Annotated in this window: 20 protein-coding genes; 18 read left to right on the forward strand and 2 right to left on the reverse strand. The window is 43.6% G+C overall.

Annotation, left to right across the window (positions count from 1 at the left end):
• Positions 1-452: 452 nt before the first annotated feature.
• The gene (rluC, locus tag SJY39_RS06535; RefSeq protein ID WP_016783818.1) at positions 453-1,397 is read left to right on the forward strand and encodes a 23S rRNA pseudouridine(955/2504/2580) synthase RluC; all 945 of its coding nucleotides are present in this window, start codon (positions 453-455) and stop codon (positions 1,395-1,397) included.
• Between the two features lie 247 nt (positions 1,398-1,644).
• Here the strand turns inward: rluC and SJY39_RS06540 are convergent, their stop codons facing one another.
• Positions 1,645-2,226 carry a nucleoside triphosphate pyrophosphatase gene (locus SJY39_RS06540; RefSeq protein ID WP_010437248.1) on the reverse strand — a complete coding sequence of 194 codons (582 nt, stop codon included), beginning with the start codon at positions 2,224-2,226 and terminating at the stop codon, positions 1,645-1,647.
• 149 nt (positions 2,227-2,375) lie between these two features.
• On the opposite strand from SJY39_RS06540, the gene yceD reads away from it, so the two are divergent.
• From yceD to SJY39_RS06615, 15 genes are all read left to right on the forward strand, one after another.
• A complete protein-coding gene (gene yceD / locus SJY39_RS06545) occupies positions 2,376-2,903 on the forward strand; it encodes a 23S rRNA accumulation protein YceD (RefSeq protein ID WP_010437250.1) in 528 nt (175 codons plus the stop codon).
• A gap of 48 nt (positions 2,904-2,951) precedes the next feature.
• Positions 2,952-3,122 carry a 50S ribosomal protein L32 gene (rpmF, locus tag SJY39_RS06550; RefSeq protein ID WP_004737376.1) on the forward strand — a complete coding sequence of 57 codons (171 nt, stop codon included), beginning with the start codon at positions 2,952-2,954 and terminating at the stop codon, positions 3,120-3,122.
• A gap of 9 nt (positions 3,123-3,131) precedes the next feature.
• A complete protein-coding gene (plsX, locus tag SJY39_RS06555; protein ID WP_010437265.1) occupies positions 3,132-4,157 on the forward strand; it encodes a phosphate acyltransferase PlsX in 1,026 nt (341 codons plus the stop codon).
• Positions 4,158-4,162: 5 nt separating this feature from the next.
• Positions 4,163-5,113 carry a beta-ketoacyl-ACP synthase III gene (locus SJY39_RS06560; protein WP_010437276.1) on the forward strand — a complete coding sequence of 317 codons (951 nt, stop codon included), beginning with the start codon at positions 4,163-4,165 and terminating at the stop codon, positions 5,111-5,113.
• A gap of 79 nt (positions 5,114-5,192) precedes the next feature.
• Positions 5,193-6,116 carry an ACP S-malonyltransferase gene (fabD, locus tag SJY39_RS06565; RefSeq protein WP_016787169.1) on the forward strand — a complete coding sequence of 308 codons (924 nt, stop codon included), beginning with the start codon at positions 5,193-5,195 and terminating at the stop codon, positions 6,114-6,116.
• 25 nt (positions 6,117-6,141) lie between these two features.
• Positions 6,142-6,876 (forward strand): 3-oxoacyl-ACP reductase FabG, encoded by a 735-nt coding sequence (gene fabG, locus SJY39_RS06570; RefSeq protein WP_010437280.1) that lies wholly within the window; start codon positions 6,142-6,144, stop codon positions 6,874-6,876.
• Between the two features lie 166 nt (positions 6,877-7,042).
• Positions 7,043-7,276 carry an acyl carrier protein gene (gene acpP / locus SJY39_RS06575; RefSeq protein ID WP_004737381.1) on the forward strand — a complete coding sequence of 78 codons (234 nt, stop codon included), beginning with the start codon at positions 7,043-7,045 and terminating at the stop codon, positions 7,274-7,276.
• Between the two features lie 93 nt (positions 7,277-7,369).
• Positions 7,370-8,614, forward strand: coding sequence for a beta-ketoacyl-ACP synthase II (fabF, locus tag SJY39_RS06580; protein WP_010437291.1), 1,245 nt, complete (start codon positions 7,370-7,372; stop codon positions 8,612-8,614).
• A 104-nt stretch (positions 8,615-8,718) separates the two neighbouring features.
• Positions 8,719-9,543: an aminodeoxychorismate lyase gene (pabC, locus tag SJY39_RS06585; RefSeq protein WP_372042793.1), complete on the forward strand. Its 825-nt coding sequence runs from the start codon at positions 8,719-8,721 to the stop codon at positions 9,541-9,543.
• Positions 9,540-10,556: an endolytic transglycosylase MltG gene (gene mltG, locus SJY39_RS06590; RefSeq protein ID WP_016791521.1), complete on the forward strand. Its 1,017-nt coding sequence runs from the start codon at positions 9,540-9,542 to the stop codon at positions 10,554-10,556. The genes pabC and mltG overlap by 4 nt, the downstream gene beginning before the upstream one ends.
• A 10-nt stretch (positions 10,557-10,566) precedes the next feature.
• Positions 10,567-11,199, forward strand: a complete 633-nt coding sequence (tmk, locus tag SJY39_RS06595; RefSeq protein ID WP_010437299.1) for a dTMP kinase — start codon at positions 10,567-10,569, stop codon at positions 11,197-11,199.
• 6 nt (positions 11,200-11,205) lie between these two features.
• Positions 11,206-12,171, forward strand: coding sequence for a DNA polymerase III subunit delta' (locus SJY39_RS06600; protein WP_016791520.1), 966 nt, complete (start codon positions 11,206-11,208; stop codon positions 12,169-12,171).
• On the forward strand, positions 12,162-12,929 hold the full coding sequence (locus SJY39_RS06605; protein WP_016792979.1) for a TatD family hydrolase: 768 nt from the start codon (positions 12,162-12,164) through the stop codon (positions 12,927-12,929). Before SJY39_RS06600 ends, SJY39_RS06605 begins: the two co-directional genes overlap by 10 nt.
• 444 nt (positions 12,930-13,373) lie before the next feature.
• Positions 13,374-14,804: a PTS glucose transporter subunit IIBC gene (gene ptsG, locus SJY39_RS06610; RefSeq protein WP_010437309.1), complete on the forward strand. Its 1,431-nt coding sequence runs from the start codon at positions 13,374-13,376 to the stop codon at positions 14,802-14,804.
• A gap of 177 nt (positions 14,805-14,981) precedes the next feature.
• Entirely contained in the window at positions 14,982-15,386 is a 405-nt protein-coding gene (locus tag SJY39_RS06615) for a hypothetical protein (protein WP_010437311.1), read from the forward strand.
• Between the two features lie 111 nt (positions 15,387-15,497).
• Here SJY39_RS06615 and SJY39_RS06620 read toward each other — a convergent pair whose 3' ends face one another.
• Positions 15,498-16,091: a hypothetical protein gene (locus SJY39_RS06620; protein WP_016792978.1), complete on the reverse strand. Its 594-nt coding sequence runs from the start codon at positions 16,089-16,091 to the stop codon at positions 15,498-15,500.
• 145 nt (positions 16,092-16,236) lie between these two features.
• On the opposite strand from SJY39_RS06620, the gene SJY39_RS06625 reads away from it, so the two are divergent.
• Entirely contained in the window at positions 16,237-16,326 is a 90-nt protein-coding gene (locus tag SJY39_RS06625; RefSeq protein WP_099049783.1) for a YnhF family membrane protein, read from the forward strand.
• Positions 16,327-16,368: 42 nt separating this feature from the next.
• Positions 16,369-17,580: a patatin family protein gene (locus tag SJY39_RS06630; protein ID WP_016792977.1), complete on the forward strand. Its 1,212-nt coding sequence runs from the start codon at positions 16,369-16,371 to the stop codon at positions 17,578-17,580.
• Positions 17,581-17,682: the final 102 nt, after the last annotated feature.

Below are 17,682 nucleotides of genomic sequence, written 5' to 3' on the forward strand. Positions count from 1 at the left end.
TGGCGGTGAATACTCAACATGAGTGTACGTGAGTAGAGCGATAAGGAGCTCAGTTGACCGTGTCTTACGCCGATTGCAGCACTGTCTAATCTGAGTTATCTACTCATTTACTTGCTTATGAATGGTTAGCTGTTTAAATAATAGTCAAACCACTGATAGCAGCTGTGAACTATAGCAGCGGTCGGTAAACACAGCAATCTGCTTTGTCGGAATGCTGTAAAAAAAACAGTTTTTGTTTGGGTTTTGATAGCTCTAACTCACTGTCTATAAATAATTTATCATTTGATATTTTAATTTGCAGGAATCTTGATGCTTTTTTGTTCGAAGAATCAAAGAAATATAGAACTTCGAGTGCAATTTAGTGATGGATTCGAGACTATTAAGCGTAAATTAGTGCGGAATAGTGCTAAGAAAATCTCAATTATCAAAAGTGACAGTGATACAATAACCGCATGAGCGAAATTAGAACCCAAGTCCAGTTTGTCGACATCGACGAAGATATGGCTGGTCAGCGTATTGATAACTTCTTACGCAACCAATTAAAAAACATCCCGAAAAGCATGATTTATCGAATCGTGCGTAAAGGCGAAGTCCGCGTAAACAAAAAACGCATTAAAGCTGAGTACAAACTAAAAGCTGGTGACTTAGTTCGTATCCCACCAGTAACGATTGAAGAGAAAACAGAAGAGAACATACCGAGCACAAAACTCAACAAGGTTTCTGAACTAGAACAGTGCATCATTTATGAAGATGATCATCTGTTGATTCTTAATAAACCGTCGGGTACTGCTGTTCATGGTGGTAGTGGGCTAAAGTTTGGCGCGATTGAAGCATTGCGTGCACTTCGTCCTGATGCTCGCTTTCTTGAGTTAGTGCATCGGATTGATAGAGATACGTCTGGCATTCTACTTGTTGCTAAGAAGCGCTCTGCACTAAGACATCTTCAAGCGCAGTTCCGTGAAAAAACGGTTCAGAAATACTATTTCGCTTTGGTGATGGGTGAATGGAAGAACAGTTGTAAAGTGGTCAATGCACCTTTGTTGAAAAATGAAGTAAACAGCATTGTTCGTGTTAACCCAAATGGTAAGGCGTCTGAAACTCGTTTTAAGGTTTTAGAAAAATTCCAAGACGCGACTTTGGTTCAAGCGAGCCCTATTACCGGCCGCACCCACCAAATTCGTGTGCATGCTCAGTATACTGGTCATCCGATTGCTTGGGATGACCGTTATGGCGATCGTCGATTCGATGCTTATACGGGTAAAGTTGGATTGAATCGTTTGTTTCTTCACGCAGCAAACATCAAGTTTACTCACCCAGGTAGCGAAGAGAAGATGGATATCTCAGCGCCAATGGAAAAAAGGCTAGAGAAGGCCCTGACTGGTTTACGTAAGCTTTAGAAATATACGAGTTCACAAATTTTTCGTGAATTGAGTATCTGAGCTTTAATTAGAAAAGGTTGACGAATATCGTCAACCTTTTTGTTTTCATATGTTGTCGAAGATCCTTAACTCGCTCATCCCTTCTCTTGAGGATGACGAAATTTACTGAAAGACCGTTTCGCTACTTATTTCACTTTTCTTTCTCGTCGTTTCTTAAACGGACGAAGGAAGGAGTAGGGGACCCTTAACAAAGAGAGAGTATTTGTTACAGCACTCTCATTCCTTGCGCTTCTAACATATCGACTAAATCGATCAGAGGTAACCCGATCAAGGTATTTGGATCTTTGCCTTCCATTTGTTTGAACAAAGCAATGCCTAATCCTTCACACATAAAACTGCCTGCGCAGAAATAAGGCTGCTCTTTCTCAACATACGAAATGATTTGTTGCTCTGTTAGATCGCGGAAATGCACCACGAAGGTGTCGAGACGCGTGTCAGCTTTATTGGTTTCGCTGTTCCAAACGGAAAGTCCAGTATAGAAAGTGATGCTTTTACCACTTTGGCGAGATAGTTGCTGAATTGCTTTTTCACGAGTGTGTGGCTTACCAATGATCTCATCGTCAATCACACAAACCTGATCAGAACCAATCACTAATCCTGGTTGTTCAATTGTACAAGACTTGGCTTTCGTCTCAGCTAAACGCATCACTAACTGCTGAGGTGTCTCTTCTGGAAACGGTGTTTCATCGCAGTCAGGCTTGGCTGTTATGAAGTCTAAGTGTAGTTTTTTGAGGATCTCTTGCCTAAATGGTGAGGTAGAGGCTAAAACTAGTTGGTAATTTCTCATTTTAATTTACAATTCACGGAAGCATTTATCTCAGGATAACGTAACTTGTCCTGCTATTCATAATGCTCTGAATAGGAAAGGCAGGAAAGTACATTTTTTTTGCCATTTCCTTTGACTAAACATGATTTGGAAGATAAGATTCGCGCCCTATGCAAAAGGAAAAAATACCGCGTACAGTTGATCCGGCAAGAACGGCTCAAAAACGACTCGATATGGATGGTATCATCCAAGTCAGTCTTTTAAAGCGTTTAACCGAAGCAACTGAAGGCGTAAAACGTGACGCGCAAGTCTCAATGTCATTTGGGCTTGATGAACAACGATTAGTCGTTATCTCTGGTAAAGCTAACGTCGAAGTCGATTTAGAGTGTCAACGTTGTAATGAGGTTTTCGCGCATGAGTGCGATGTCCAATTTACTTATACTCCTGTTTACAGCGAGAAAAGTGAAGAGGAAGCACCGGAAGAGTACGATTTGGTAGATCTGAACGAGTACGGTGAGTTAGACCTGATTCAATTAGTTGAAGACGAGTTCATCCTTGGATTGCCACAAATAGCAATGCACGACGATGCGAAATGTAGCGTTAACTCAAATAACTTGGTGTTTGGTGAACTTCCTGAAGAAATTGAGGAAGACAAAAAGCCGAATCCATTTGATGTTTTAAAAAACTTGAAGAAGTAACTTATTAACAAATAAGTATCTTTAAGAATTTACATAGGAGTAGGGTCAATGGCCGTACAAAAGAGCAAGAAATCACGTTCAATGCGTGGCATGCGTCGTTCACACGATGCGCTAACTACAGCTGCACTTTCTGTAGACGCAACTTCAGGTGAAACTCACCTACGTCACAACGTGACTGCCGAAGGTTTCTACCGCGGCAAAAAGGTTATCAACAAGTAAGGTTGACCTTTGCAAAATCTAACCGTTGCGCTTGATGCAATGGGCGGAGACTTCGGTCCCCGTGTAACAGTGCCTGCCGCCGTGCAGGCACTGTCGTATTTCCCAGAGCTAAAAGTCATTCTCATAGGTGATCGAAACGCGATCACATCTCAATTATCTTCATTAGGTCAAATGCCTGATTCTCGTTTGAGTATCCAGCACTGTGACCGAGTTATCTCCAATTCTGAAAAACCGTCACTAGCTTTACGTAATAGTCAGGGTAGCTCTATGCGTGTCGCTATCGATCTGGTTGCCGAATCACAGGCTGATGCTTGTGTGAGTGGTGGTAACACTGGTGCATTGATGGCTTTGTCTCGTTTCCGACTCAAACTCCTCCCTGGTATTGATAGGCCTGCATTGGTTTCCGCTTTGCCTACTGCCTCTGGTAACCGGACGTGGATGCTTGATTTAGGAGCAAACGTATCTAGTGATGCGGATTCACTCTTTCAGTTTGCCGTGATGGGCAGCGCATTAGCAGAACAACATTTAGGGCGAGCTCCACGCGTCGCTATTTTGAATATTGGTGCAGAAGAAATTAAAGGCAACGACCTTGTAAAACGATGCGCCGAAATGTTGGCTAATACTCAATCCGTTAACTTCATAGGCTATATTGAAGGTAATCAACTACTTCAAGATGCAGCTGATGTCGTCGTATGTGATGGTTTTGTGGGCAATGTCTGCTTAAAAACGTGCGAAGGTACAGCTCAGCTCTTTATTGATAAGCTAAAAACGCGCATGATGGCTTCAACAATAAAGGGTTGGATTGCCAGAAAGCTGTTTTCTGAGCTATTTACTGAATTAAAAACCTTGAACCCCGACCAGTATAACGGCGCAAGTTTGTTAGGATTGCGCGGCATTGTCATTAAAAGTCATGGAAGTGCTGATGTGTCTGCAGTCGTCAACGCGATTGGTGAAGCAGTACACGAGGTCAAACGACAAGTCCCCAGCCGCATTAGCGATCGTTTGGAAGCGGTTTTACTCGAGAGGCATTATTAGTCTTCATGTATAGCAAAATTTTAGGTACTGGCAGCTACTTGCCATCTCAGGTGCGTACTAACGCAGACTTAGAGAAAATGGTAGAGACTAGCGATGAGTGGATCGTTGCTAGAACAGGTATTAAAGAGCGTCGTATTTCAGCGGAAAACGAAACCGTTGCTGATATGGCGTTTTACGCTGCTGAAAATGCCATTGAAATGGCAGGTATCGACAAAGAAGATATTGATTTAATCATCGTTGCGACAACCAGCAGTAGCCATACATTTCCGTCTTCGGCATGTCAGGTACAAGGCAAACTTGGTATCAAAGGTTGCCCTGCGTTTGATTTGGCTGCGGCATGCTCTGGCTTCGTCTATGCATTGTCTGTTGCTGATCAACACATCAAGACTGGCATGTGTAAAAATGTTTTGGTGATTGGTGCTGATGCACTGTCAAAAACCTGTGATCCGACTGACCGCTCTACTATCATCTTATTTGGTGATGCAGCAGGTGCGGTGGTTGTAGGCGCAAGCGAAGAGCCAGGTATTTTGTCTACTCACATATACTCTGATGGTAAATACGGTGAGCTTCTAAGCCTAGAAGTACCAGAGCGTGGCGGTGATGCAGACAAATGGCTGCACATGGCGGGCAACGAAGTATTTAAAGTAGCTGTAACTCAGCTTTCTAAGCTGGTAAAAGACACATTGGCTGCGAACAATATGGATAAGTCAGAGCTTGATTGGCTAGTTCCACACCAAGCGAACTACCGTATTATCTCGGCAACTGCTAAAAAGCTGACGATGTCACTTGATCAAGTGGTGATCACCCTTGATAAGCACGGCAATACGTCGGCAGCTACCGTACCTACAGCACTTGATGAAGCTGTGCGTGACGGGCGAATTAAACGTGGTCAAACGCTTCTACTTGAAGCATTTGGCGGCGGCTTCACTTGGGGTTCTGCGTTAGTTAAATTCTAACCTCAAGCGAAAATCAACAAACAAGGCACATAACTTATGTGCCTTATTCAATTTTTGCTTTGCTTAAAGGAAAATTACAATGAGCAAGTTTGCTATCGTATTCCCAGGCCAAGGCTCTCAAGCTATCGGTATGCTTGCTGACCTAGGCGAACAGTATGATGTTGTAAAACAGACATTTGCTGAAGCTTCAGAAGCACTTGGTTACGATCTATGGGCATTGGTTCAAGATGGTCCAGTAGAAAATCTAAATGAAACTTTCCGCACTCAACCGGCTCTATTAACAGCGTCTGTTGCAATTTGGCGTGTATGGCAAGAGCTTGGCCTAGAGCAACCTGCAAACTTAGCAGGTCACAGCTTAGGTGAGTACTCTGCACTGGTTTGTGCTGGTGTCATCGACTTTAAAGAAGCGATCAAATTGGTTGAGTTACGTGGTCAGCTGATGCAAGAAGCCGTTCCTGCAGGCGTTGGAGCAATGTACGCAATCATCGGTCTTGACGATGAAGCGATTGCTAAAGCGTGTGAAGAAGCTGCGCAAGACGAAGTTGTGTCTCCAGTTAACTTTAACTCTCCTGGCCAAGTTGTTATCGCAGGTAACAAAGCGGCGGTAGAGCGTGCTGGTGCACTATGTAAAGAAGCCGGCGCAAAGCGTGCGCTTCCTTTGCCTGTTTCTGTGCCATCTCACTGTGCACTGATGAAGCCGGCAGCAGACAAACTAGCGGTTGCTCTAGAAGCGCTAGAGTTCAATACGCCAGTACTGCCTGTTATCAATAACGTTGATGTTATTGCTGAGACAGACCCTGCGAAAATCAAAAATGCACTTGTTCGTCAGCTATACAGCCCAGTTCGTTGGACTGAAGGTGTACAGGCAATGAACGAACAAGGCGTAGAGAAACTACTAGAATTAGGTCCAGGTAAAGTTCTTACTGGCCTAACAAAACGAATCGTAAAAACTATGACAGCTGCTGCAGTTAACGACACTGCATCACTAGAAGCTGCTAAGTAAATAACCACTTAATAGAGAAGTTATGATGAATTTAGAAGGCAAAGTTGCACTAGTTACAGGCGCAAGCCGTGGTATCGGTCGTGCAATCGCTGAACTTTTAGTTGAGCGTGGTGCTAAAGTTATCGGTACAGCTACTTCTGAAGGCGGCGCAGCTGCAATCAGTGAGTATCTGGGTGAGAACGGTAAAGGTCTTGCTCTTAATGTCACTGATGTTGACTCAATTGCTGCTACACTGAAAACCATCAACGATGAATTTGGTGCGATTGACATTCTAGTTAACAACGCTGGTATCACTCGTGATAACCTACTTATGCGTATGAAAGACGATGAGTGGAACGACATCATTGATACTAACCTAACGCCTATTTTCCGCATGTCTAAAGCTGTATTGCGTGGCATGATGAAGAAGCGTCAAGGCCGTATTGTTAACGTTGGTTCTGTAGTTGGTACTATGGGTAACGCTGGTCAAGCTAACTACGCAGCTGCAAAAGCTGGTGTAATTGGCTTTACTAAATCAATGGCTCGTGAAGTTGCGTCTCGTGGCATTACAGTAAACACTGTAGCGCCTGGTTTTATCGAAACAGACATGACTAAAGCGCTAAATGATGACCAACGTGCAGCAACTTTGGCGAATGTACCAGCAGGTCGACTAGGTGACCCTCGCGAAATCGCTGAAGCTGTGGTATTTTTGGCGTCACCTGCGGCAGCTTATATCACAGGTGAAACACTTCACGTCAATGGCGGTATGTACATGGTGTAAATTATGTGCAACATTTGTGCATGATTTAAGTCAAGATCATACGTAATTTCGGTTAAAATCGTGAAAATTGTGGTTTGACCAGAAAAGTTGACCTTGCAACTTTCAATAGATTGAATAAACTACGGAAAACATCGCATAAAGCGAACTCTGTAAAGGAAAAGAAAAAATGAGCAACCTCGAAGAACGCGTAAAGAAAATCATTGTTGAACAGCTAGGTGTAGACGAAGCTGAAGTTAAAAACGAAGCTTCTTTCGTTGATGACCTAGGTGCAGATTCTCTAGACACAGTTGAGCTAGTAATGGCTCTAGAAGAAGAATTCGACACTGAAATCCCAGATGAAGAAGCTGAGAAAATTACTACTGTTCAAGCAGCTATCGATTACGTAACTAGCGCTCAGTAATAATCTCTCCCAGGCGGTCACCTCGACCGCCTGTGTTTTATCTAACTCATCTATCCTCATCTTAAATCACCTCAATCTCCGGAGTGTAAAATCGTGTCCAAGCGTCGTGTAGTTGTCACTGGCATGGGTATGTTGTCACCGGTAGGCAACACTGTAGAATCTTCTTGGAAAGCCCTGCTAGCTGGTCAAAGTGGTATCGTTAATATCGATCATTTTGATGCAACCAATTTCTCAACTCGTTTTGCAGGTCTAGTAAAAGACTTTAACTGCGAAGAGTATATGACTAAAAAAGATGCTCGTAAGATGGACTTGTTCATCCAGTACGGCGTCGCAGCAGGTATTCAAGCTTTAGATGATTCAGCCCTAACTATTACTGAAGAAAACGCTCCACGTGTGGGTGTTGCTATCGGTTCTGGTATTGGTGGTCTTGGTTTGATCGAAGCCGGTCACCAGGCTCTAACTGAAAAAGGCCCTCGTAAGATTAGCCCGTTCTTCGTACCGTCGACGATCGTGAATATGATTGCTGGTCACATGTCTATCATGCGTGGCCTACGCGGTCCAAACATCGCGATTTCTACTGCATGTACGACTGGCCTACATAACATTGGCCATGCAGCTCGTATGATTGCATACGGCGATGCTGACGCAATGCTAGCGGGTGGTGCTGAAAAAGCATCAACTCCACTAGGTATGGGCGGTTTTGGTGCGGCTAAAGCATTATCTACTCGTAACGATGAGCCTCAAAAAGCTTCTCGTCCATGGGACAAAGGCCGTGATGGTTTCGTTCTTGGTGACGGTGCTGGCATGATGGTTCTTGAAGAGTACGAACATGCGAAAGCTCGTGGTGCTAAGATTTACTGTGAGCTAGTTGGCTTCGGTATGTCGGGTGACGCTTACCATATGACATCTCCAAGTGAAGATGGCTCTGGTGGTGCATTAGCAATGGAGGCGGCTATGCGTGATGCAGGCATTACTGGTGAACAAATCGGTTATGTTAACGCACACGGTACTTCGACTCCAGCAGGTGACGTAGCGGAAGTTAAGGGCATCAAGCGTGCTCTTGGCGAAGCAGGCAGCAAGCAAGTATTGGTATCTTCTACGAAATCGATGACTGGTCACCTTTTAGGTGCTGCTGGTTCTGCTGAGGCTATCATCACAGCGATGTCTCTGGTTGATCAAATTGTTCCACCAACAATCAACCTAGATGATCCTGAAGAAGGTTTAGATATTGACTTAGTACCTCACACTGCGCGTGAAGTTAGCAACATGGAATATGCTGCATGTAACTCATTCGGTTTCGGTGGTACAAACGGCTGTTTGATCTTCAAAAAGATTTAATCATCTTATTAAAGACGTAAACACTCGTAGATAGTCACAATTAGACTTGTTTTTAAACGGCTTGATGCTTTAGCATTGAGCCGTTTCTTTTTATGGGGAAAAACATGTTTTGGGTTGATGGGGAAAGCCAGCAAACTATCGATATCCTGGATCGCTCGTTTCAGTACGGAGACGGCTGCTTTACGACAATGCTCGTGAGTGATGGTGAGATACAACATTTTCACGATCATCAGCGTCGTGTCGATGATTGCCTTAAAGCGTTACGCATTTCCGCACTTGATTGGGATGTGGTTAACCTTTGGCTCGATAATGCGCTTCGACATATCCAAGATAACGCTCTTCATAATGAAAAAGCAGGGATTAAGCTGCATGTTAGCCGTGGAGCCGGTGGGCGAGGCTACAGTACTAAGAATATCGTCAAACCGACAATAACCATCACTATCTTTGATTACCCCAGTCATTATTCAGCGTGGCAAGACTCCGGTGTTGAACTCGGTATCTGTGATCAAGCGCTAGGTTTGAGTCCGCTGCTTGCTGGCCATAAGCACAATAACCGTCTTGAGCAGATTTTGATGAAAGATGAAATGGATCAGGCGAATGAAGTGGATGGTGTGGTTCTTGATATCTCAGGTAATGTGATTGAAACCACCATGGCCAATCTGTTTTGGCGAAAAGGGCAGACGATTCACACTCCTCAACTGACACAAAGTGGCGTTGCTGGGGTTATGCGTAAGCAAGTGTTAACCGCGCTGAATCAAGCTGAACTTTCCGTTACTATTAGTGACTACTGCTTATCTCAACTCATGCAAGCTGATGAGGTTTTCATGACCAACTCCATCTTAGGGGTTGCCCCAGTTACCCGTATAAGTGATACCCAATTTAACATTGGAAACGTTACTCGTAGCCTTCAAGGACAACTAAACTCGTGATCAAAAAGTTATTTATTTTTATTATCTTGTGCCTAATTGCAGCCGGTGCTGCTGGGTTCTACGTTTATAACCAAGCGCAAGATAACCTGAAACAAGTTATTCAATTAGAAAAACCACAAGTTGTGACTGTTGCTTCAGGCAGCAGCTTTAATCGTGTTCTGGCACAGTTGATGAATGAGGGGCTATTTGAGGCTTCTCCTTACGAGAAATTAATCCGTAAGTTACATCCTGAGCTTGTAGACGTAAAAGCGGGTACATTCCTGCTTGAGCCAGGTTTAACCCTCGAGCAAGCGCTACAAGTGTTGGTCGAAGGGAAAGAGCACCAGTTCACGATTACTTTCGTAGAAGGCAGTCGCTTTGATGAGTGGCTTGTTCAGCTTAAAGACAACGAATTCATTCAACAGACGTTGGACGGTGTGTCTGAAACAGAGATCGCTGAAAAGTTGGGTATTGAAAATGAAAAGCTTGAAGGTCTTTTCTTAGCAGAAACGTATCACTACACCTATGGCACAACGGATTTAGATCTGTTGAAGCGCGCCCACCGAGATCTAATGAACGTGGTGAATGAAGAGTGGGAAAACAGAGCGGATAAGCTTCCTCTTAAATCGCCATACGAAGCGTTAATTCTTGCGTCTATTATTGAGAAAGAGACCGCTGTTGCGTCAGAACGTGAGCGTGTGTCTTCTGTGTTCGTTAACCGCTTGAACAAGCGTATGCGATTGCAAACTGACCCAACGGTTATCTACGGCATGGGTGACAGCTACGATGGCAATATCCGTAAAAAAGACTTACGCACGCCAACTCCGTACAACACCTATACAATGAGTGGTTTGCCACCGACACCTATCGCCATGGCAGGTAAAGCGTCTATCAACGCGGCGTTGAATCCAGAGAAGAGCAACTACTTGTATTTCGTTGCGAGTGGTACTGGCGGTCACGTATTTTCAAAGAGTTTGACTGAGCATAACCGTGCAGTACGAGCTTACTTAAAACAATTAAGAAAAAACAAATAAAGAACAAATTATGAATCAGTCGAAATTTATCGTGGTCGAAGGCCTTGAAGGCGCTGGCAAAAGCACAGCAATCAATGCCATCGTTGAGACATTAAAAGCGTCGGGTGTCGAGAATATTGTTAATACTCGCGAGCCGGGTGGTACTGTCTTAGCTGAAAAGATGCGCTCATTGGTTAAAGAAGAGCACGAAGGCGAGAAGCTTCAAGACATGACTGAATTGCTTCTGATGTACGCAGCACGTGTTCAATTAGTAGAGAACGTTATCAAGCCCGCACTCGACAGTGGTCAATGGGTATTGGGTGACCGTCATGATATGTCTTCACAGGCATACCAAGGTGGTGGTCGTCAGATCGCACGCACGACTATGGAATCACTGAAAGCAACTACACTAGGCGGCTTTAAGCCCGATCTAACGCTATATTTGGACCTAGACCCTAGAGTTGGGCTAGAGCGTGCTCGAGGTCGTGGTGAGCTTGATAGAATTGAAAAGATGGACATCTCATTTTTCGACCGCACGCGTGAGCGCTATCTAGAAATTGCAGAACAAGATGATTCTGTACTTGTGATTAATGCGCAGCAAGAAATTGAGCAAGTAGCCGCTGATATTAAAGTCGCGCTAAGTGCTTGGCTAGATAAACAGTAGGTAGTCATGGCTGAAGTGTATTCTTGGCTTGCTCCCGTATGGAGTGAGTGGAAAAAAAGTCTCGATGCAGAGCGCTTTCCCAATTCTGTTATTGTTAATGCGCCGGAAGGGCTTGGCGTTGATGCGCTGATTGGCCAACTTACTGCGTCATTAATGTGTACTAATTATGAAAGTGAGTCTTGTGGCTTTTGTCACAGCTGTGAGTTAATGAAGTCGGGAAGCCATCCTGACTTCCATGTACTCTCACCAGAAAAGGAAGGTAAGTCGATCACGGTTGACCAAGTGCGTGCGAGTAACCGCTGGGCCCAACAGTCTTCACAGCTAGGGGGGGTACGTGTCATCTTGCTTGAGCCTGCTGAAGCAATGAACGAATCTGCATCGAATGCGCTTTTAAAAACGCTGGAAGAGCCATCAAGCAAGTGTATTTTCATTCTTTCTACGCGTAACAGCCATCGCTTGATGCCAACTATCCTAAGTCGTTGCCAGCAATTTAATGTGGTGAGTCCTCAATTAGACGTTGGTTCTGCATGGTTAGATTATGAAGTGGGTAAAGCCGTTCCACCGTATGTTCTAACACTGAATGACAACGCGCCTTTAAAAGCAAAGGTGATGTTTGAACAAGGTGGTGTTGATACTTCAACTAAAGCGCTAGATGGCTTTGTGAATGTTATCAAAGGTACTCAACCTGACATGTTAAAATTCTCTACAGAGCTTGGTAAAGACCCTTTGATTCAACTTGGTTGGTTATGGCATTTACTCTCCGATGTACAGAAGCTGCATTTCGGCTTGACCAATAAAGCTATTACACCAGGTGCGAAAGCACTGTTTGAGGTGATGTCTTACCAAAGTGCTTATGCCGCCTCGAATAAACTGCTGACATTGATTGAGCAGTTAAAACAACACCCTGGGCTCAATACGGAGCTACTCATAATGAATTGGCTAATTGCCACTTGCGAGGAAACATGTTCGTAGATTCCCATTGTCATTTAGACAAGCTAGATTACCAAGATTTACACACTAGTGTAGAAGATGTCGTTAACAAGGCAAAAGCAGCAAACGTTGAGCAGCTGCTTTCTGTTGGTGTGACACTAGATTCGTTCGAAAATATGCTCGATATGATCGCACCGTTTGATAACGTGAAAGCCTCTTGTGGTGTTCATCCTCTCGATGTAGAAAGCGATTTCTGTTTAGAAAGAATGCGCGAGTATGCGAGTAATCCAAAGGTTGTGGCGATTGGTGAAACTGGTCTTGATTATCACTATCAGCCTGAGACTGCAGAGCTACAGCAACTACGATTTAAGCAACATGTAGAGCTCGCTGTAGAGCTTAATAAGCCATTAATCATTCACACTCGTAACGCTCGTGAAGACACGTTGGCTATTTTACGTGATGGCGGTGCTGAAAAGTGTGGCGGTGTTATTCACTGCTTCACTGAAGATCAATCGTTCGCTGAAGCAGCGATGGAGTTAGGTTTTTATATATCAATTTCAGGAATCGTTACCTTTAAACAGGCCACAGAACTGAAAGAGGTTGTCAAGAATTTGCCTCTCGATAGGCTATTGATTGAGACTGATTCTCCATACTTGGCACCAGTTCCATATCGTGGCGAACAGAATCAGCCTGCATATGTAGTAGAAGTTGCCGCATATATCGCGCAATTGAAAGGTTTGTCGATGAAAGAGGTTGCTGAACAAACGACCAGAAATTACCAAAAACTTTTTTTGCGGTAAAAAACTACGTAAGTAAATAAAAGGGAGCGAAAGCTCCCTTTTTGTGTTTTTGATCACCAAAAGTGCGTTTTTTTTTAATGTTTACGAATTATGTTGAACTTGAGAGGGCTATTTATAACATTTGTAATTTTGTTACTAAAAATAACATTTACTCCTATTTTATTCACCCAGTAAAATAATAAGACCTTCAAAAAATATGTTTATTTTTCAGTGTATTAGACTCTTGTAAAGGATTGCATTTCTAGATTTGACATGTGATCCAAGACGTGTTTTGAAACTAAATTTCGTAAGTGACTAGAAAGTTAGTTCCCCATCAATATATATTTAGCGGCAGAAAATATAATGCAATACATGGTTACATTTTCGCAGGGTGCTAACATAAAGGCTACGGGGGTGTGCCGTTAGAACCCATATAATTATTTTATCTTTATCAGGAGCATAAACATGTTTAAGAACCTTTTTGCTAGCCTGCAGAAAGTTGGTAAGTCTCTGATGCTACCAGTATCAGTTTTACCAGTTGCGGGTATTTTGCTAGGTGTCGGTGCAGCAGACCTTCCTTTCATTCCAGAAATTGTTTCAAACTTAATGGAACAAGCGGGTGGTTCAGTATTCGGTCAAATGGCACTACTGTTCGCAGTAGGTGTGGCACTTGGCTTTACTAACAACGATGGTGTAGCGGGTCTAGCTGCTATCGTTGGTTACGGCATCATGACTGCTACACTAGGCGTAATGGCCGGTGTAATGGGCGTTGATAAAATCGATACTGGTGTACTAGGTGGTATCCTAGTCGGTGGTGTTGCTGCTTGGGCATTCAACCGTTTCTTCCGTATTCAACTACCAGAATACCTGGGCTTCTTCGCTGGTAAGCGTGCTGTGCCAATCATCACAGGTTTCTCTGCGATTGGTCTAGCAATCCTACTTTCTGTAGTTTGGCCACCAGTTGGCGGCGCTATCTCTGCGTTCTCTGATTGGGCAGCTCACCAAAACCCACAAGTGGCGTTTGGTATTTACGGTATCGTTGAGCGTTCTCTGATTCCATTTGGTCTTCACCACGTTTGGAACGTACCTTTCTTCTTCGAAGCTGGTACTTGTGTAAACGCAGCTGGCGAAACTCAAAACGGTGTTCTTACTTGTTACCTAGTTGCTGATGACGCATCTCGTGCTGCGGGCAATGGCTTCGGTCAGCTAGCTGGTGGTTACATGTTCAAGATGTTCGGTCTACCTGCTGCTGCAATCGCAATTGCACATTCGGCTAAACCTGAAAACCGCGCTAAAGTAATGGGCATCATGGCTTCTGCTGCGTTGACTTCATTCCTAACGGGTATCACTGAACCAATCGAATTCTCATTCCTATTCGTTGCTCCTGTACTGTACGCAATCCACGCTCTACTAGCTGGTTCTGCTTACGTTCTTGCGAATACTCTAGGTTTTGTACACGGTACATCTTTCTCTCACGGTCTAATCGACTTCCTAGTTCTATCTGGCAATGCGTCTAAGATGGGTCTAATGGTTGTATGTGGTATTGGTTACGCTGCGATTTACTACATCGTATTCCGCACTGTGATTAAAGCTCTTGACCTTAAAACTCCAGGCCGTGAAGACGAAACTGAAGAAGAGTCAGTTGCTACTGGTTCTGAACTTGCTGGTGAGCTAGTTGCTGCATTTGGCGGTAAAGCTAACATCACTGGTCTTGACGCTTGTATTACTCGTCTACGTGTTGCAGTTGCTGATACAGCTATTGTTGACCAAGACAAACTGAAGAAACTAGGTGCTGCTGGTGTAGTCGTAGTAGCTGGTGGCGTACAAGCTATCTTCGGTACTAAGTCTGACAACCTTAAGACAGACATGGATGAGTGGATCCGTAACAACGGTTAATCACTGATTCAATAAATTGAAAGGAGGCCTTTAGGCCTCCTTTTTGGTTTTTTGCTCTATGAAAGATCTTGATACGTTTAATCTCTGTGAGCTCAATCTGCTATCTTTAACTTTACGATGACACCACTGTTTGTGATTCATGTAACCTATCGTTTTTTAAAACAGTCTGAGAATATTATGAAACATCGTTACTTGATCGGCCTTATGTGTTGCAGCGGGGTCTCGTTTGCCCATGCTTCTGAAGCTCCAGATTTAGAAGTTGGTCTCGCTATTGACCAAGACCTAAGTGTCGTTGTGGAGTTTGATCAGAAGTATCGCGCAACTATTGGCAATGACGGCGCTGCATTTGACTACATTTGGAAGCGTGGTCAGTTTGAGACGGAAGCTCCGTTGAGCTGGTATGTCGGTGCAGGTGCGTGGGCTGAATGGAATGATGACTTTGGTTTGCGAGTACCTTTAGGCGTGAAAGTGAATTTCTACGAAGGTTGGAATGCGTACGCACAAGTTCATCCTGAACTCGACATGTATAAAGGTGTTGAGTTACAAGTAGGTGGCGCACTAGGTGTGACCTACAAGTTCTAAGTTGAACTGAAAACCGTTTTTATAATGAAAAAGCCAGCATCAAGCTGGTTTTTTCATTTCGTTAGAAGACTTCTAGTCTAAAGGCTTATTGATCCAGTATGGGGACTCAACTTAGAAGGTAAAACTCAATCCAACATTGGCTTGGAATTGGTTCATCCAGTCTGTATCAAAGCGGATAATGCAGTCTTGTCCAGTGCTTGGTATGTTACAAACACCGGATGTGTCGTTATCGACAACCGTACCTAGCCAACGCACCTGGGTGTTCAGCGCTAAGCGGTCGCTAAACTTGTATTCCAAGCCGCCAAAGATTGAGGTTGAGAATCCATACTTGTCCTTCGCCCAATCCACATCAACGTATGATGCCCCGAGACCTAGCCCTAGGTAGCCAGATAACATAGGCGATGCAGGGTAGTAGATACTGCTTTGAAAGTGCAAGTATTGGATTGAGGAGCTAAGATCCAGCGATTCTAACTCAGAGCTTTGGTTGGAATAGAAAAAACCGATACGTCCTTTTTCTAATGGGGTTTCTATTGCGAAGGTGAAGTTTTCTGAGCCTTCCATGTCAAAGGTTTTACCATCCTGGTCTTCGACACTGCCACCACCGGTATAACCTACCATGGGAGTAATGATGATCTCTGGAGACGCATATACGCCCGACACGGAGAAAAACGCAATTAATGCCATCATATTTACTTTGTTATTCATGAGTATATCCTTATCCATACACTTACTAATTGTGATGGTTACATCAATATTGTGCGACTAATTTCGACGATTCTTGAAGATACTTCACACACCTGATAGTACTTAAATAGTGACTCAACAAATTAATAATAAGCCAGAGGTGTCTATGGACCATAATCTGAAAAATGCCCTACAAATAACGGTGTTAATTTACACAATCATTCTTTCATTTGGTTTTATTGCGATTGGTAGTTAATACCATTTATCGTGAGGCTGGGTTTTCATACTCAGGGTATTAATGAATAGTGGGCTCATAACCAATATTGATACAGCAATAGACTTGGATTATTACGCTAAGTTTATTGCTGGAAAAACAGCACTGGTCGCTCAAGGTGGCGGACAGAGAAGTATTTTTACTTCTGGAGTGCTGGATGCCTTTCTTCTTTCTAATTTTGACCCCTTTGATGAATTTTTTGGTACTTCCGCAGGTGCTTTAAATTTATGTGCCTATCTGTGCCGTGATAAAGGCCTAGGCCGTTCTTTTGTTCTCGATCTCACCACAGCACCAGAATTCTTTAATCTGTTTTCTTACATAAGACATCGTAAGAACTTAGGGTTAGAGTGGGCGTTGGAGCAGATCATGGCTTACCCATATAAGCTCGATCTTGATTTGGGGCGACAAACCCTGGGTGCTCGACAACTCTTTGCTGCGGTAACCGACTCGAAAGACCTTCAAGACCATTACTTCCCTTTGCTGGGTGAAGATTGGTATAAAGTGATGATTGCAACTTGCGCCATCCCTCGTTTATACAATGATGAAATACTGATTGGTAATGGAACATACGTAGACGGTGGTGTTTCGGCTGCTATTCCTGTGCAAGAAGCTTGGCGCCGTCAGGCTCGATCTATTGTTGTCATTAGAACCGAACCTACCTTTGAGTCGAGTGTTGACTTACCCATTCAGGATCACAATAAGCCAATTTTAGCGAAGAGCAACAGAGCCTCTGTAGAAGAACTTGAGTGGTTTCGTGGTTCGTTGAATAATGTTCAAGGTCATTGGCAACAAAAAGTAGACCAATGGAAAACCGATTGGAGCTCGTTCTTTCAACAACAAATTTTGAGTTCAAAAGAGCAAAAGCGCGACAGGGTACATTTGGATCTTTTAAATGGCGGTCGATGGTTGTTTGGTGCTGATGATATCTATCGTTTAAGCCATTTGATTGGTGATAAGTTTGATTCAGGCTTAGCTGATATGTTGATGGTTCATTATCAAACTTACTCGCTAACTCAAAACTTTCTTAACTCACCACCCGATGATGCGTTTGTGGTCCAGATAGCACCTAGTCAGCCGCTTAAATCGAGTTCATTAATGAGTGACAAAGAAGATTTGCTACATGACTACGAATTGGGTTTAGAGGCGGGTTACCGATTTGTCGAAACTTATACGTCAACAGAGAACGCTCGTAGTTCACACATGTCACAGCTTGCCACCAGCGTTGTTGATAAATAATGCTCGCAGGTAATAAGTAGTTAGACCGACAATATTTTGAAGTGAAAAAGGGTAATTGAACTTGGTTCGATAACCCTTTTTTGTTTTCTTAATTTTATGCCT

Source organism: Vibrio sp. R78045 (assembly GCF_042466085.1).
Classification (GTDB): domain Bacteria; phylum Pseudomonadota; class Gammaproteobacteria; order Enterobacterales; family Vibrionaceae; genus Vibrio; species Vibrio cyclitrophicus.

What these genes read in the sequence shown, in the direction of transcription:
- SJY39_RS06615 (WP_010437311.1), top strand. Translation starts at nt 14,982, where the DNA reads ATGAAACATCGTTACTTGATCGGCCTTATGTGTTGCAGCGGGGTCTCG.
- fabD (WP_016787169.1), top strand. Translation starts at nt 5,193, where the DNA reads ATGAGCAAGTTTGCTATCGTATTCCCAGGCCAAGGCTCTCAAGCTATC.
- SJY39_RS06625 (WP_099049783.1), top strand. Translation starts at nt 16,237, where the DNA reads ATGGACCATAATCTGAAAAATGCCCTACAAATAACGGTGTTAATTTAC.
- SJY39_RS06540 (WP_010437248.1), bottom strand. Translation starts at nt 2,226, where the DNA reads ATGAGAAATTACCAACTAGTTTTAGCCTCTACCTCACCATTTAGGCAA.
- SJY39_RS06630 (WP_016792977.1), top strand. Translation starts at nt 16,369, where the DNA reads ATGAATAGTGGGCTCATAACCAATATTGATACAGCAATAGACTTGGAT.
- SJY39_RS06600 (WP_016791520.1), top strand. Translation starts at nt 11,206, where the DNA reads ATGGCTGAAGTGTATTCTTGGCTTGCTCCCGTATGGAGTGAGTGGAAA.
- pabC (WP_372042793.1), top strand. Translation starts at nt 8,719, where the DNA reads ATGTTTTGGGTTGATGGGGAAAGCCAGCAAACTATCGATATCCTGGAT.
- rluC (WP_016783818.1), top strand. Translation starts at nt 453, where the DNA reads ATGAGCGAAATTAGAACCCAAGTCCAGTTTGTCGACATCGACGAAGAT.
- SJY39_RS06605 (WP_016792979.1), top strand. Translation starts at nt 12,162, where the DNA reads ATGTTCGTAGATTCCCATTGTCATTTAGACAAGCTAGATTACCAAGAT.
- SJY39_RS06620 (WP_016792978.1), bottom strand. Translation starts at nt 16,091, where the DNA reads ATGAATAACAAAGTAAATATGATGGCATTAATTGCGTTTTTCTCCGTG.
- SJY39_RS06560 (WP_010437276.1), top strand. Translation starts at nt 4,163, where the DNA reads ATGTATAGCAAAATTTTAGGTACTGGCAGCTACTTGCCATCTCAGGTG.
- rpmF (WP_004737376.1), top strand. Translation starts at nt 2,952, where the DNA reads ATGGCCGTACAAAAGAGCAAGAAATCACGTTCAATGCGTGGCATGCGT.
- ptsG (WP_010437309.1), top strand. Translation starts at nt 13,374, where the DNA reads ATGTTTAAGAACCTTTTTGCTAGCCTGCAGAAAGTTGGTAAGTCTCTG.
- tmk (WP_010437299.1), top strand. Translation starts at nt 10,567, where the DNA reads ATGAATCAGTCGAAATTTATCGTGGTCGAAGGCCTTGAAGGCGCTGGC.
- yceD (WP_010437250.1), top strand. Translation starts at nt 2,376, where the DNA reads ATGCAAAAGGAAAAAATACCGCGTACAGTTGATCCGGCAAGAACGGCT.
- fabG (WP_010437280.1), top strand. Translation starts at nt 6,142, where the DNA reads ATGAATTTAGAAGGCAAAGTTGCACTAGTTACAGGCGCAAGCCGTGGT.
- acpP (WP_004737381.1), top strand. Translation starts at nt 7,043, where the DNA reads ATGAGCAACCTCGAAGAACGCGTAAAGAAAATCATTGTTGAACAGCTA.